The organism is Verrucomicrobiia bacterium (genome assembly GCA_019694135.1).
In the GTDB taxonomy this organism is placed as follows: Bacteria; Verrucomicrobiota; Verrucomicrobiia; order JADLBR01; family JAIBCM01; genus JAIBCM01.
This window is the reverse complement of record JAIBCM010000003.1, coordinates 276,871-291,595: the sequence shown is the minus strand read 5'-3', so window position 1 is coordinate 291,595 and position 14,725 is coordinate 276,871. Positions and strand designations below refer to the sequence as shown.

General features: G+C 43.7%; 16 protein-coding genes. 11 read left to right on the top strand and 5 right to left on the bottom strand.

What is annotated here, in order from left to right; translation table 11 throughout:
- Positions 1-12: 12 nt before the first annotated feature.
- Complete coding sequence (gene argH, locus K1X66_05995; GenBank protein ID MBX7157918.1) at positions 13-1,422, bottom strand: argininosuccinate lyase; 1,410 nt, start codon at positions 1,420-1,422, stop codon at positions 13-15.
- A 176-nt stretch (positions 1,423-1,598) separates the two neighbouring features.
- On the bottom strand, positions 1,599-1,910 hold the full coding sequence (locus K1X66_05990; protein MBX7157917.1) for a hypothetical protein: 312 nt from the start codon (positions 1,908-1,910) through the stop codon (positions 1,599-1,601).
- Positions 1,911-2,028: 118 nt separating this feature from the next.
- On the opposite strand from K1X66_05990, the gene K1X66_05985 reads away from it, so the two are divergent.
- Positions 2,029-2,778, top strand: a complete 750-nt coding sequence (locus tag K1X66_05985) for a thermonuclease family protein (GenBank protein MBX7157916.1) — start codon at positions 2,029-2,031, stop codon at positions 2,776-2,778.
- A 3-nt stretch (positions 2,779-2,781) separates the two neighbouring features.
- Here the strand turns inward: K1X66_05985 and nagZ are convergent, their stop codons facing one another.
- Positions 2,782-3,834, bottom strand: coding sequence for a beta-N-acetylhexosaminidase (nagZ, locus tag K1X66_05980; GenBank protein MBX7157915.1), 1,053 nt, complete (start codon positions 3,832-3,834; stop codon positions 2,782-2,784).
- Positions 3,835-3,926: 92 nt separating this feature from the next.
- Here nagZ and K1X66_05975 point away from each other — a divergent pair, with 92 nt between their 5' ends.
- The 5 genes from K1X66_05975 to rplI are packed head-to-tail and all read left to right on the top strand — an operon-like array spanning position 3,927 to position 6,623.
- Positions 3,927-4,625: a 50S ribosomal protein L25/general stress protein Ctc gene (locus tag K1X66_05975; GenBank protein MBX7157914.1), complete on the top strand. Its 699-nt coding sequence runs from the start codon at positions 3,927-3,929 to the stop codon at positions 4,623-4,625.
- Positions 4,626-4,640: 15 nt separating this feature from the next.
- Positions 4,641-5,234 carry an aminoacyl-tRNA hydrolase gene (pth, locus tag K1X66_05970; protein ID MBX7157913.1) on the top strand — a complete coding sequence of 198 codons (594 nt, stop codon included), beginning with the start codon at positions 4,641-4,643 and terminating at the stop codon, positions 5,232-5,234.
- Positions 5,231-5,569, top strand: coding sequence for a 30S ribosomal protein S6 (locus K1X66_05965; protein MBX7157912.1), 339 nt, complete (start codon positions 5,231-5,233; stop codon positions 5,567-5,569). The genes pth and K1X66_05965 overlap by 4 nt, the downstream gene beginning before the upstream one ends.
- A 7-nt stretch (positions 5,570-5,576) precedes the next feature.
- The gene (locus K1X66_05960; protein ID MBX7157911.1) at positions 5,577-6,047 is read left to right on the top strand and encodes a single-stranded DNA-binding protein; all 471 of its coding nucleotides are present in this window, start codon (positions 5,577-5,579) and stop codon (positions 6,045-6,047) included.
- Positions 6,048-6,068: 21 nt separating this feature from the next.
- Positions 6,069-6,623 carry a 50S ribosomal protein L9 gene (gene rplI / locus K1X66_05955; GenBank protein ID MBX7157910.1) on the top strand — a complete coding sequence of 185 codons (555 nt, stop codon included), beginning with the start codon at positions 6,069-6,071 and terminating at the stop codon, positions 6,621-6,623.
- Positions 6,624-6,631: 8 nt separating this feature from the next.
- Here the strand turns inward: rplI and K1X66_05950 are convergent, their stop codons facing one another.
- Entirely contained in the window at positions 6,632-7,165 is a 534-nt protein-coding gene (locus K1X66_05950) for an isochorismatase family protein (GenBank protein ID MBX7157909.1), read from the bottom strand.
- A 13-nt stretch (positions 7,166-7,178) separates the two neighbouring features.
- Entirely contained in the window at positions 7,179-8,588 is a 1,410-nt protein-coding gene (gene lysS, locus K1X66_05945; GenBank protein MBX7157908.1) for a lysine--tRNA ligase, read from the bottom strand.
- Positions 8,589-8,717: 129 nt separating this feature from the next.
- Between lysS and K1X66_05940 the strand changes: the two genes are divergently transcribed.
- The 5 genes from K1X66_05940 to ispG are packed head-to-tail and all read left to right on the top strand — an operon-like array spanning position 8,718 to position 14,706.
- Complete coding sequence (locus tag K1X66_05940; GenBank protein ID MBX7157907.1) at positions 8,718-9,446, top strand: isoprenyl transferase; 729 nt, start codon at positions 8,718-8,720, stop codon at positions 9,444-9,446.
- On the top strand, positions 9,433-10,290 hold the full coding sequence (locus tag K1X66_05935) for a phosphatidate cytidylyltransferase (GenBank protein ID MBX7157906.1): 858 nt from the start codon (positions 9,433-9,435) through the stop codon (positions 10,288-10,290). Before K1X66_05940 ends, K1X66_05935 begins: the two co-directional genes overlap by 14 nt.
- Positions 10,291-10,310: 20 nt before the next feature.
- Positions 10,311-11,468 (top strand): 1-deoxy-D-xylulose-5-phosphate reductoisomerase, encoded by a 1,158-nt coding sequence (locus K1X66_05930; protein ID MBX7157905.1) that lies wholly within the window; start codon positions 10,311-10,313, stop codon positions 11,466-11,468.
- A 4-nt stretch (positions 11,469-11,472) separates the two neighbouring features.
- On the top strand, positions 11,473-12,912 hold the full coding sequence (rseP, locus tag K1X66_05925) for an RIP metalloprotease RseP (protein ID MBX7157904.1): 1,440 nt from the start codon (positions 11,473-11,475) through the stop codon (positions 12,910-12,912).
- A gap of 18 nt (positions 12,913-12,930) precedes the next feature.
- Positions 12,931-14,706, top strand: a complete 1,776-nt coding sequence (ispG, locus tag K1X66_05920; protein ID MBX7157903.1) for a (E)-4-hydroxy-3-methylbut-2-enyl-diphosphate synthase — start codon at positions 12,931-12,933, stop codon at positions 14,704-14,706.
- The last annotated feature ends 19 nt before the right edge of the window (positions 14,707-14,725 follow it).

Genomic DNA, 14,725 nt, shown 5'->3' with positions numbered 1-14,725 from the left:
AGATAGAGAATATTAAGAATTTTTTAATTTTTTTTGCCAACGCGTGATCTCTTTTTCAACGAGTTTGGGATTAGGACTGCCCAAAGTTTTTTTAGTTAAGAGCTGTTGGTATGGCGATTGGGTTAAAAGATGTTTCACTTTCAAAAAAGTGGGGTTTAGTGTTTGCCATTCTTGATCAGAAAGTTGGCGCAAGGTTTTGCCTGAGTGCAAGGCATAAGCTACAGCAGAACCGACGAGATGGTGAGCTTGGCGAAAAGGAATGCGCTGTTCAACTAAAGCATCGGCTAGATCGGTGGCTAGGAGGTTGGGATCGTGAATGGCGATTTGGCAGGGAATGGTATTGACTTTAATTTGGCTTAGCATATCCGCAAAAAGATCCAGTGACAGACGCAAGGTATCGGCAGTGTCGAAGAGTCGTTCTTTATCTTCTTGAAGGTCGCGATTGTAGGTCATGGGCAATCCTTTAAGGGTTACCAGTAGGCTCATGAGATTGCCGATCACACGGCCTGTTTTGCCGCGAGCGAGTTCGGCAATATCGGGATTTTTCTTTTGCGGCATTAAACTGGAGCCGGTTGTGAAGGTGTCGCTGAGTTGAATGAAATTGAATTCAGCACTCGACCACAAAATCAAATCTTCTGCAAGGCGCGAAAGGTGAACAGCGGTTAAGGCAGAGGCAGCAAGAAATTCAACAATAAAATCACGATCGCTTACGGCATCCATGGAGTTGGTAATCAGACGGGGTTTGCCTTGCTTATCGATAAATCCGAGTTCTTTGGCAACAAAAGTTCGGTCTAAGGGCAAGGTGCTGCCGGCTAAAGCGCCAGAACCTAGGGGACAGTAGTTAGTGATGTCGTAACTATGTTCGAGTCGACTGAAATCTCGTTTCAACATTTCGACATAAGCTAAAAAATGGTGAGCTAAAGAAACCGTTTGTGCGCGTTGTAGGTGAGTGTAACCGGGAATAAAACAGTTTTTATTTTTTTGAGCAACTGTCAGAAGTGTGTTTTGCAGGCGGCGAATGAGTTGTTGATGAGAAAGAATTTCTTCTTTCAACCAAAGTCGCATATCGGTGGCGACTTGGTCGTTGCGGCTGCGGCCTGTGTGAAGTTTTTCGCCAGCAGGTGTTCGCCGCGTCAATTCGGCTTCGATGTTCATGTGCACGTCTTCAAGTTCAGCGCGCCATTGAAATTTGTCGGTTTGGATATTGCGTTGAATGGCTAGTAAATGTTTTTGAATTTCTGACAATTCTTTAGCGGTTATAAGGCCGATTTTCTTTAGCATTTTGGCATGAGCCAGGCTGCCGCGAATATCGTGGCGATAAAGACGCGAATCAAAGGTATGGGATTGCGTGTAAGCACGCACTTTTTCATTGGGTTGGGTTGTAAAACGTCCTCCCCAGATGGTTTGCTTTTTATGGCGCATTTTAGTGCTTTATAAGCTTTTCAATAGTGGGTCAATGGATTTTAGAAAATTGAGTTCGATTCAATAGATTTTTGCCCGCTAAATACGCTAATTGACGCGAACGTTTAACTATAAATTATAACTCATTAAGAGGTTCGCCCCTCTAAAGAAAAATTAAATTGGAATAATCTAATGACTTAACGGTAAACTCTGTCGCAACGTTCCACACGATAAACGGGGACGGCGCGTCTGACTGCGGTAGAGTAACCATCGCGAAATCCTTGTCGGTAGGCGCCTGAATAGCCGTAATTGGGGTAGGCAGGGCGATAGTAAACAGGACGAGCATAATAGCTATTATAATAAGTGCGGTAAGCAGGTCGACAATGATCGTAATAATAGCCTGAAGGATAATAAGAACCAAAGGAAACATTAAAACTAACGCCTGCTTGAGTTATTTTGGGAATAAACAAGAGAGCAAAGAGAGAAAGCGTGAAAATTATTTTTTTCATAGAAATCCTTTATTTTACTTCATTATTAAGACGCGTTCTTTTTATTCTTCCTTCAATAAAATAATCTTATTTTGCAAACTTGGCAAATGATAGAGTTTTTAGTAGCGTCAAAATGCTTATGAAACGGATGTGTTTATTTTTCATTATGATGTTGGGGTTGCTACGGGTAAAAAGTTTAGCACAATTTGATTTACAACCTTTTGAAGGTTCTTTGACAAATAACTCATTGTCAGTTCCTTCTAGTGATGAAGAAGAGAAGCAAACAGAAGATTCTTATGAGCCAGAATCTTCAGGAACAACTTCTATTATATCCAAGGGAAACCGAGAGGAATCGGAAATGGCGGGTTCGTCGGATTCTGGCAAGCCTTGGGAAAAGTTGGAAGGGTGCCGTTTGATGACTGGACGCTATGGGGATGGAGATAGTTTTCACGTGTCCCATCGTGGTAAAGAATATATTTTTCGATTGTATTTTGCCGATGCTCCTGAGAGCAGTGATGACAAACCTTTTCGCGTCAAAACTCAGGCGAAATATTTTGGAATTACAGATGAACAGGTGCTCGAATCGGGTCATGAAGCAACCACTTATACTTGGAAACTTTTGCAGGGCCAAACTTTTACCGCTTATACCCAATGGCTGGATGCTCAGGGTAATAGCGCTTTGCCACGTTATTTTGCCGTTTTAATTACCAAGGATGGGAAAAATTTATCGGAATTACTGGTAGAAAATGGCTTAGCGCGAGCTTATGGGGCAGGAGCTAATATCCCGGGCGTTTTAAAGGAAATTGAATTTCGTCGACGTTTGGATGAGCTGCAAGAAAAGGCTAAAAAGAAAAAATTAGGCGCTTGGAAGCTTTCAACAAAGAGTTAAAAGCTAATAGCTATTTAGTTTTTCAACTGTTTCGCGAAGAGTTTTAACCTCGGCATTAATAGTTTCGAAAGCTTTTTGATTCCAAGGTGCTACCGAGCACAATTTTTTCTTGAAAGTGAGCAGGCGATGGAGCGGTGTTTCGAGGTCTTCTTTTTGAGCCATTTGCTTAAGGGTTTCCCAGGCGATTTCTACACATTCTCTTTGATGACAAAAGAGGAGTAAATCGTTTCCGGCTTGAATAGCGAGTCGAACAGTTTGAGCGATGCCGTATTCAAAAGAGATTGCACCCATTTCGAGATCGTCAGTTATGATGAGACCTTGATAATTCATTTTTTCGCGCAGAAGTTTCTGAATGATTTGCGGAGAAAGTGAGGAGGGCAGGTTATCTGAACTGAGTTGAGGATAAACGGCGTGGCCGATCATAATTGCGGAGGATTTAGGAGCCAGCGCTTTGAAAGGCTTGAGTTCGTTATTTTCCATTTCTGTTAAGGAACGATTAACAATCGGCAAAGAACGATGGGGATCTTTGCTGCAAAGAGAATAGCCTGGGAAATGTTTGATAGTTCCGTGTACGCCTTCTTTTTGCATGGTGTCAAGAAAAGTGCCCGCTTTTTGAATGACTTCATCTGCATTTTTTCCGTAGCACCGATTAAGAAGCGAATTTTCTGCGCTACTGTCTAAAAGAATGTCCACGACAGGAGCTAAGTTTAAGTTCAAACCGAAAAGGTTGAGTAATTGAGCGGTTAGTTTTCCGTGGCGCTCAATGAGTTCGAGTTGGTTGGCTTGGCGCAGTTGATCGGCGCTAGGTGGTTGCTCGCCGATTTCTTTTAAGCGCGAAACGCGTCCTCCTTCTTGATCGATGGTAAGAATGGGCGGTCTCTCACAAAGGGAACGAAGTTCGTCGCAAAGTTCTCGAACTTGCTGTGGGCTTTGAAGATTGCGTCCGAATAAAATAAAGCCGCCGGGTTGCACTTTTTTAATGAAATCACGATAAGTGTCATTTAATCGGGGTCCCGGAAGACCCATGGTAAGAAGTTGACCGAGTTCCAATTTCATTTGATGCGGATTCTATATCCCAACCCAAGCCAACTGTCATGGTAAAATTTGTGAGTTGCCAAGACTAAGAAATTCTTTATAGTGCGCGGCTTATGGCAAGTTCAGTTTTATTAAAGGCGAGTTCGCGCCAAGTCGCGGGCCGCAATCAGGTTAAAAAAATACGCACTCAGGGTCGTGTGCCTGCGGTTTTTTATGGTAAAAAAACGCAAGCCACCAATTTGGAAATCGATTCACGCGCATTAAATGCTTTGATTCAGCATGCGACGGGTGAAAATTTGGTAGTGGATTTGGAATTGGAACAAACCGGAGGAAGCAAAGTTAAAAAATTAGCGCTTTTGCAAGACGTGCAGCATGATCCGATTTCTGGAAATATTTTACATGTCGATTTGCATGAGATTGCGGCGGATGAAAAAATTAAAGCGCAGGTTGTGGTCGAAGCCACAGGTGAAGCGGTGGGTGTAAAAACTTATGGCGGTATTCTCGAGCACATTCTTCGCGAGTTACAGGTGGAATGTTTGCCTAAAGATTTGCCGGATCGCATTGCGGTTGATGTATCACAATTAAATGTGGGACAAACTTTGCATGTCAGCGACATTGTTGTTCCTGACGGAGTACAGATTTTGAATTCGAAAGATCTCGTTGTCTTTTCTGTAGCGGCTCCAGCGGTGGAGGAAGAAAAATCAACTGCCGAAGCAGCTGCAACACCAACTCAACCGGAAGTCATTAAGGAAAAGAAACCGGCTGAAGGTGCGGCTGCGGAATCTGGTGATGCTAAAAAGGACAAGAAATAATTTGAGGAGCCGCGTGTGATTCGCGTGGTGGTGGGATTAGGCAACCCAGGTCGCGAATATGTTACGACGCGACACAATATTGGTTTTTTAATTTTAGACCGTTGGGCGGCTCAGCACCATGCTTTTTGGAAAAAGGAATCACGTTGGCAAAGTGAGGTGACTACAGTTAATTTAGAGAGAGAAGGTTCCTTGCAAGCGATAAAATTGCTGAAACCTTTAACCTTTATGAATTTGAGTGGCGCAGCCGTAAAGTCGTTTTTGGCATGGCATCAAATTTCGGCAGAGCAAATTTTAGTGGTGGCGGATGATGTGGCTTTGCCTTTAGGCCAGTTGCGATTGCGTGCATCAGGCGGAACCGGTGGACATAACGGGTTGGCGTCAGTGGAGCAGCAGTTGCAAACCCAGAACTTTGCGCGTTTGCGTTGTGGCGTTGGGCCTTTGCCTGAAAATAAAAATTTATCGGACTATGTTTTGGAACCTTTTGCTTCTTGGGAAGGGGAGGAAATGATAAAAATGATAGAAAAAGCGGTCCAGGCTACAGAATGCGCTTGCATTTTGGGCTTGGCTACGGCTATGAACCAGTTTAATCAAATAAAAAACGAGTTATGAAGTATTACGAAGCCTTATATATATTGAATGTTCAAGGACAGGACGAAGCGGTCTCTGAAGCCATTGAAGGAATTGAAAAAGAAATTAAAAATTTAGAGGGTAAAGTGGAAGGTGTTCAAAAATTGGAGCGTCGCAAATTTGAACGGGGCGATTCCAGTTTGGATTCCGGATTTTATGTGAATGTGATTTTGCAATTAGCACCTGAAAAATTGGAAACATTGCGTTCCAAGCTGACATTGAATCCCTCAGTTTTTCGCCAAATGTATCTTATCACCTCGGCCAAGCCTGCAAAAAAGAAAGCTTCCCGAAAAAAAGCGGAAGCAGCAACTGCTTAATTAAATTATGTCTTCATTAAATAAAGTTTTTTTAATGGGCAATTTGACGCGCGATCCTGAAGTGCGTTATACACCCAAAGGAACTGCGGTCACGGATATCTCCATTGCTATCAATACGGTTTATCGAACCCAAGAAGGTGACGAAAAGGAAGAGGTCACTTATGTTGATATTGTGACTTGGGGACGACAAGCGGAGACTTGCGGTCAATATCTGACTAAAGGCGCCCCAGTTTTTGTAGAAGGCCGGTTGCAGCTAGATCAATGGGAAGATAAAGATGGCCAAAAGAAAAGTCGTTTGCGTGTTCGTGCCGAGCGAGTTCAATTTTTAGGTAGACCCCGCAATGCCGAATTTCGTGAAGGAGCAGCTGCTTCGGCTCCTGCTTCCAAAGGAGCAGCGGAAAAAGGTGCAGCAACAGCAGCGCGCTCTCCTAAATCTGCAGAAGAAGTGCATTTGGAAGAAGATGATATTCCTTTTTAATCAAGTAAAAGTATAAAAGTTATGATAGAAGTTATTTTAAAATCAAAAATTTCTGGATTAGGCGCCGAAGCTGATGTCGTGAAGGTGCGTCCAGGTTATGCGCGAAATTATTTGTTGCCACGCGGTTTTGCTTTGCCAGCGACTGCTGCTTACAAACATCAAATTGAACAATTGAAAAAAGCTAGAGCGGAACGCGAAGCCAACGAGTTAAATGAGGCAAATGAATTAGCCAAACAACTCAACAAGGTCACGCTGACTTTTCAAATGACAGCAGCAGAGGGACAAGGGAAGGTGTTTGGCTCAGTTACTAGTCAGGATATTTTAGAGCGTTTGAATAAGGAAAATATCACGCTTGAGAAAAAACAACTTCGTCTGGATCATCCTTTAAAAGAAAAAGGATCTCATACTTTGGAAGTTGTTTTACATTCCGAAGTGAAAGCGGCGTTTAAAGTGGTGTTGGAAGTGCCTAAGAATGTAGAGGATGAAGCTGATGCAGGGGCAAAAAGTAAATCGGGTTCAGCAAAGAAATCGACTGTTCGAAAAAAGAAATCAGAATCGGAAAATTCTGAAGAATAAATTGGGTATTATTTTAGAATAGCCAACACCTGTCGAAATAAGTCGGTGCCCGCTTTTTGAACGAGTTCCCAACTGATCGTTTCCACTGAAGTTACGATTATTTTATCTTGCTGCATTTCGTGAATGGCCAATTCATGGTCTAAGGGTTGGCGCGAACTGGTGGCGTCAGCGATTAAATAAACACTTTTTCCTTCTTCACGTAAATCGTATGCCGTTTGGCGTACGCAAACATGGGTTTCGCAGCCTGCAATGAGAAGGTGACGCGGTAATTCCTCAGGAAGACAGTGAAGAGCGGAAAACTCGGACTTGGCAAGCGGTTGAATAAAATTAGGAAGCGCATTTTTGATTTCTGGAATCGTAGCGCCTAATTTTTCAGGAAGTTGTTCTGTGAAAAAAATGGGAAGATGAAAAATTTTAGCGACTTCGATGAGAGCACGAGTTTTCTGAATCACTTTTTCTTTTTCATGCAAGATAGGGATTAGTTTTTCCTGTAAATCAATAATGATTAGTCCTGCTTCTTTAGGAGTCAGACGCCAGCTCATGATTTTATTATGTTCAAGAATGAGGGCGAAGCAAGGGAAATAGAATGACTTCGCGTAAGCTATCGGCGCCAGTTAGGGTGGCGACAAGTCGATCGATGCCAATGCCAATGCCTCCCGCGGGTGGCATACCATGTTCTAGGGCGGTAAGGAATTCTTCGTCGACACTTTGTTTTTCTTCGCCAGCTTGATGCATCAAACGCTCGCGTTGCACGAGAGGATCATTCAGTTCGCTATAACCCGGAGCAATTTCTTGTCCATTAATCACCAGTTCAAACACGTCGACTAGCGAAGTGTTTTGTTGATTTTGCTTTGCTAGAGGCACTAATTCTTGTGGAAGATGAGTATAAAAAACCGGATTGATTGTTTTCGCTTCTACCAATTTTTCAAAAACTTGATTGGTAACTTCAAAATCCTCTAATCCAGGAATAATTTCCACGCCTAATTCTTTCGCTTTGTTTTTGCGTTGTTCGGCGCTCAAGGTAAACCAATCGTTGCCGGCTGCTTCACAGATGGCATCGTGATAAGTTTTGCGAGGCCAAGGTCGGTTCCATTGGATGGGGCCGTCATAGTTGATGATTTGCGCAAGATGACAAATTAATTCTTCGACTAAGTTGGCCATCATTTCAAAGTCGGCATAAGCCCAATAGGCTTCTAACATGGTGAATTCGGGATTGTGTTTGCGTGAAATGCCTTCATTGCGAAAGTTGCGGTTGATTTCATAAATTTTTTCAAAACCGCCTACTAATAGTTGTTTGAGATAAAGCTCGGGTGCAATGCGTAGATAAAGATCCAGTCCCAAAGCTTTGTGATGTGTGACAAAAGGTTGTGCAGCGGCGCCGCCGGCTATGGTTTGCATCATGGGTGTTTCGACTTCCAAGAAATTGCGTTCATCAAAAAAGCGACGAATTTCACGCACTAACCGGATGCGTTTTTGAAAAATGGCGCGGGCTTCTTCATTGGTCAAAAGATCGAGATAACGCTGGCGATAACGTTGTTCGACATCTGTGAGACCATGCCATTTTTCTGGTAAAGGACGGAGGGCTTTTGTCAGAAGCTGAAATTGTTCAACTTTTAAGGATTGTTCGCCAGTTTTGGTAGTAAACAATGTGCCTTCCACGCCAAGGATATCGCCTAAGTCAAGCAGTTGAAATTGTTCCCATGGAGTTTCGCCTAAACTATTTTTTTGGAGATAAATTTGAATGCGGCCCGAGCTATCTTGCAAGTGAGCGAATTGACTTTTGCCCATATCGCGACGTGTCATTAAGCGTCCGGCAATTCTCACTTTTTTTCCTTCGACGAAATGGTTTTTACATTCTTGAGCAGAAATGGTGTTAGGAAAAGACTTGCCAAAAGGAGCTACGCCCAATTGCTCCAAGGCTTTGAGTTTGGCTAGTCGTTGTTCCAACAAAGAATGAGTTGTCATCGGTGGTGAGTGAAACGCAAAGCAAGAAACTCGTCAATGTCCTTTCATTAAAAATTAATCTTTTTGGATGAAAGATGATTATGAAATTGTCTTGTTCCCTGCCAGAAGCTACCTAGAGGTAGAGATGTCATGAAAAAAGGGGTTGATAATAATGACTTAAAACGGATTCCGCGTCATGTGGCTATTATCATGGATGGCAACGGACGTTGGGCTAAGAAGAGAGGATTGCCTCGAATTCAAGGGCATCGTCAAGGTGTGGAATCGGTTCGTGCGGTGGTTCGCGCAGCGGGAGAAGTAGGCGTGGAGTATCTAACGCTTTATGCGTTTTCGGTGGAAAATTGGTTGCGACCCAAAACAGAAGTCAAACTTCTCATGGAGTTTTTAAAACGGTTTTTGCGCGATGAATTGGCAGAGTTGCAAACGAATAACGTCAAGTTGCAAGCGATCGGGCGTTTAACAGATTTACCAAAAGATGTACAAGAGGAGTTGCATCGCACGATTCTTGCTACGAGTCGAAACACAGGGTTAACGTTGATTTTAGCGCTGAGTTATAGTGGTCGTGTCGAGCTTGTGGAAGCAGTGCGATCGATTGTGCGAGAAGTGCAAAGTGGGCATTTGGATTGGGCGCAAATTGATGAAACGGTTATTGGCCATCATCTTTATACGCGTTATTATCCCGAACCGGATTTGTTGATTCGCACGAGTGGTGAAATGCGTCTGAGCAATTTTTTGTTATGGCAGTTATCGTATACTGAGTTATATGTAACGCAAACCTTATGGCCCGATTTTCGGAAGGTGCAATTTTTAGAAGCGTTGAAGGATTTTTCAAACCGACAAAGACGTTATGGCAAGGTCTAATTTTTTAAGGCGCGCTTTTTCCACGTTGCTTTTATGGGGACTTATTTTAGGAGTCATTATTTTTGATTGGGATTGGGGATTTGGATTATTAATTCCGGCGATTGGGACGATTGCTTTAGGAGAGTTTTTTTATGCTTTACGCAATAAAGGGATTCGCAGTTTTCGAAAAACAGGAATTGTTAGCGGTCTCTTTTTTTTAATTGGTAGTTGGTTGATTTTAAGTGGGCGGGTAACTTTTTTATCGCAAGCGCTTTTCGAACTCATTTGTTTATTGATTTTTTTATTAGGCATTTTATCGCGACAAGTTTTCGATCGCTCGCAAACTACGCCTGTGTTGACAGTGGCAGTGACTTTTTTCGGTATTTTTTATGTGATTTGGCTTTTTAATTTTGTGACACGGTTGGTTTATTTTCCCGCAACAGGTCGTGAACCATTTCTCCTGCTGTATTTATTGCTAGTAACAAAGATGACAGATATTGGTGCTTATATTGGGGGAAGTTTATTTGGCCGCCATAAATTGTTGCCAGAGGTCAGCCCTAAAAAAACTTGGGAAGGTTTTATAGTGGGTGTTTTGTGTTCGGTGGGTGTGAGTTATGGTTTAATTGCTGGATTTCCAGAGCGTTTGACTTTGATTCCTAAGGAGTGGGCGATTGGCTTGGGTTTAATTATTTCTTTGGTAAGTGTGGTGGGTGATTTGGCTGAGTCGGTGATGAAACGAGACACACAGGTGAAGGATTCAGGCGGATTTATTCCGGGAATTGGCGGGGCGTTAGATTTGATCGATAGCGTTTTATTTACTGCGCCGGTGTTGTATTTATTTTTACAATTACGGGCAACACTTTAGTATGGCTGGAGTTTAAGCGGATGCAAAAGAAAGTTGTTATTTTAGGTTCCACGGGTTCCATTGGCACGAGTTCATTAAAAGTGGCTCGTGATATTCCCCATCGCATGAAAGTGGTCGGATTGGCTGGGGGGAAGAATCGTGAGTTATTATTGAAACAAGCTCAGGAGTTTTCTCCTGCTTTAATCAGTGTGATGAGTCAAGAGGATGCCCAGTGGTTGGAAAGTCGTGTGCCGAATGGGATGAAAGTAGTTTGGGGCGAGGAAGGGTTGATTCAATTAGCAGAATTGGCAGAGGCGAATTTGGTGATTGTGGCGATTGTTGGCACGGGAGGATTAAAACCTGCTTTGACGGCAGTTCGTGCGGGTAAGGATATTGCAGTGGCGAGCAAGGAGATTCTGGTAATGGCGGGGCAGGTGGTGATGCCATTGGCGAAAGCAAAAGGGGTGAAAGTTTTGCCAGTGGATTCTGAGCATAATGCGATTTTTCAATGTTTGGAGGGGCGCAAAGTAGAGGAAGTGCGACGTATTATTTTAACCGCTTCCGGCGGGCCTTTTTTGGAGACGCCTCTAGAGCATTTTCCGATGTTGACGAAAGCGCAAGCGTTAAAACATCCGACTTGGGTGATGGGACAAAAAATTACGATTGATTCGGCAACTTTATTTAATAAAGGTTTGGAGATGATTGAAGCGCGTTGGTTGTTTGATTTGCCAATGGAAAAAGTGGATGTGGTGGTGCATCAGCAAAGTATTATTCATTCGATGGTGGAGTTTGTGGATTGTTCTATTTTGGCGCAGTTAAGTTATTCGGACATGTGTTTTCCGATTCAGTATGCGGTGACTTATCCGGAGCGTTTGAAAAATAGTTTGGCACCTTTGGATTTTACCAAAGTCAGGGCGTTAACGTTTGAAGCGCCGGATGAAAAACGGTTTCCTGCGTTGCGTTTGGCGAGGCAGGCGGATGCTAAGGGGGGGACGATGCCCGCAGTTTTGAATGCAGCCAATGAAGTAGCCGTCCAACATTTTTTGGAAGAGCGGTTATCGTTTCCTGGGATTTGGGAGGTTGTAGAAAAGGTAATGGAGAGTCATAAGGAGGTTGCTTCGCCAGATTTAAAGGCTATATTGCAAGCAGATCAGGAAGCGCGAAGAATAGCGGAAGAAATTTTGAAAGAGGTGAAGTAAATTTATGATGTGGGAAGTTTTAGTGTGGATTGGCATTATTATTGCGGTTTTTTTATTGTTTGGGCTTACCATTTTTGTTCATGAATTGGGCCATTTTTTATTTGCTTTAGCCCGAGGTATGGTGGTGGAACGATTTGCGGTTGGTTTTGGCCCTCCCGTATGGAAAAAGAAAATTAAGGGTGTGGATTGGTGTGTTTGTGCGATTCCTTTTGGAGGTTACGTTTCGCTGCCACAAATGGCTCCGATGGAGATGTTGGAGGGGGAAAGTAAATTAGATAAGGGAGAGTTGCCGGTGGCTAAACCGATGGATAAAATTTGGGCGGCCTTAGGAGGGCCTTTATTTAGCGCGTTATTTGGAATTTTTTTGGCGGTGATTGTTGGTGGGGTAGGAAGGCCGATTCAAGAGTCGAGAATGACAACGGTGATTGGTTATGTGGAGCCGGATATGCCTGCGGCTAAGGCCGAAATTCCTTTGGAGCCGGGTGATAAAATTTTGGCAATTGATAATAAACCCGTTACTGATTATGCGGTGACGCCAAATAGTGTTGTGGAAGCGATTGCATTTAGTCGACGATCTAAGATTCAATTTGATGTGGAACGCATTTTACCAAATGGCGTGTCGGAATTGGTGACAACTTTGATTCAGCCTACAAAAGATGACGCAGTGGGAATTCGTCGGGTTGGTATTATGCCAGCAGTTCGATTGGTAGTGGGGGAGGTATTGGAAAATTCGCCTGCAACTATGGCAGGGTTACGGGTAGGGGATGAAATTATCCGTATTGATGGCAAGAAAGTTTATCATCCCATTCTGTTTAGTGATGTGGTAGTAAAGCATAATAACCAGCCTTTAAGCTTTAGTTATTTACGCGATGGGAAGGAGTATGATGGTGTTTTTACGCCGCAGATTCCTCAAGGCGCTACGGAGCCGTTTGTCGGGATAAGTTGGAAACAGGATTTGTTGACGATTGTGCATCCGTCGCCCATTCAGTTGGTTTTGGATAGTTTAATTTCGGTAAAAAAAACGATGGGCGCTATTACTGATCCGAATTCTGATATTAAGATTAAGCATATGAGCGGGCCGTTGGGTATTTTGATGATGTATTTGATGTTGTTGCGAGAGGATATTCGTTTGGTGTTATGGTTTAGTGTGGTGCTTAATATTAATTTGGCTATTGTGAATTTACTGCCTATTCCTGTTGTGGATGGGGGGCATATTTTATTGTCGGCGATCGAGGGTGTGATTCGTCGACCTTTACCGGCACGTTTGGTTTCGGCTTTGCAATCGGCCTTTGCGATAATTTTGATTTCTTTCATGCTTTATGTGACTTTTTTTGATGCCACACGCGGTTTGAAGATGTTTTCGGAATTGAAAAAGGCAGGGGACGAAGCTAAAAAGCAGGAAAAAATTGAATTTGTTGCAGAACCTGAACCTACCAATCCATAAAATAGATAGGCGTTAATTATGAATTATCCTCAACCGGCTTTTTTTTATCGACGCCGCAAAACTCGAGAAATTACAGTTGGTCAGGTGCGAATTGGAGGCGCTAATCCTATCGTGCGTCAGTCCATGTTAACATGTGACACGATGGATACCGATGCCTGTGTGCAGCAGACGATGGATTTGGTAAAGGTAGGGTGTCAGATCGTGCGTATTACTGCGCCAACTGTGAAAGATGCGGCGAATTTAAAAAATATTCGTGAAGAACTGAATCGACGGGGTGTTGCCGTTCCATTGGTGGCGGATATTCATTTTAAACCGGAGGCGGCTATGGAGGCAGCCCAATGGGTGGAAAAGGTGCGAATTAATCCGGGCAATTTTATCGATAAGAAAAAGTTTGTTGTTAAAGAATACACCGATGAAGTCTATGCTGAGGAAGTCGGGAGGCTGGAGGGGGCTTTTCGACCTTTGGTTGAGTTGTGTAAGCGTCGTGGGATTGCGATGCGAATCGGGACGAATCACGGCTCTTTATCGGATCGCATCATGAATCGGTTTGGTGACACGCCGTTGGGAATGGTGGAAAGCGCTTTGGAGTTTGCGCGAATCGCGCGTCATTATGATTTTCATAACTTTTTGTTTTCGATGAAGGCGTCGAATCCGAAGGTGATGATTGAGGCTTATCGTTTGTTGGTGACTAAACTGGAAGCGGAGGGGCAGGATTGGAATTATCCTATTCACACGGGCGTGACTGAAGCGGGCGAGGGAGAGGATGGTCGCATTAAGAGTGCGATTGGTATTGGCACGTTGCTTCAGGAAGGTGTAGGCGACACGATTCGTGTGAGTTTGACGGAAGATAGTCCACATGAAATTCCGGTTTGCGAAGCGTTGATTGAGCAGATTCCTGTTTTATCGAAAAATGCTATGGATGTGACGCATTTGAATATTGTTGAGAAACGCGATCCTTTTCATTTCACACGTCGTTCGACACATGTTGTTGAGCAGGAGGGCACGCGGTTTGGAGGTGAGGAATTGGTGCGTGTGGTGGTGCCACAACAGGTTTGGGATAAGGTAGCGCCACGGATTAAACCGGGTGATGATGTGAAGCCGGAGGGTATTTATGAAAAACTCGATATCGTTGAGCTTTCGCCTTTGGAAGAATTTGAAAAACCGGCTGAAGGCCAGTTAGTGACCGTGGCGGATGGGGTGGAATTGAATCCTATTGCCGCGTTTCGTTTGTTAGCAGCGCGATTGGATCAAATTGGTGCGACGAATCCTATTCTTCTTAAGGACACATTGGAGGTTTCTCAAGAAAAGCCGGATCCTGTAAAAGCATTATTGGCTGCATCCACTACGTTGGGCGCGTTGTTGTGTGATGGAATTGGGGATGCGATTTTGGTGCGACGAGAACCGGGCGCGGGCGCTTCTTTGCGTTTGGCTTATAATGTTTTGCAAGCGGCTGGATGTCGCAGTTTTAAAACGGATTATGTCGCATGTCCGAGTTGTGGGCGCACTTTATTTAATTTGCAAACGGTCACGGCGCGAATTAAAAGTCGCACGGATCACTTAAAAGGAGTGAAAATTGCGATTATGGGTTGCATTGTGAATGGTCCTGGGGAAATGGCAGATGCGGATTTTGGTTATGTGGGGGGTGCTCCGGGTAAGATTAATCTTTATGTTGGAAAAACGCCGGTAAAATTTAACATCCCTGAGGCGGAGGCGGTGGATCGTTTGGTGGATCTGATTCGTGAGCATGGCAAATGGCAGGAGCCGCTGGAAAAGCAGGAAGTGACAAATGTTTAGTTTTAACCGCAGAGGACGC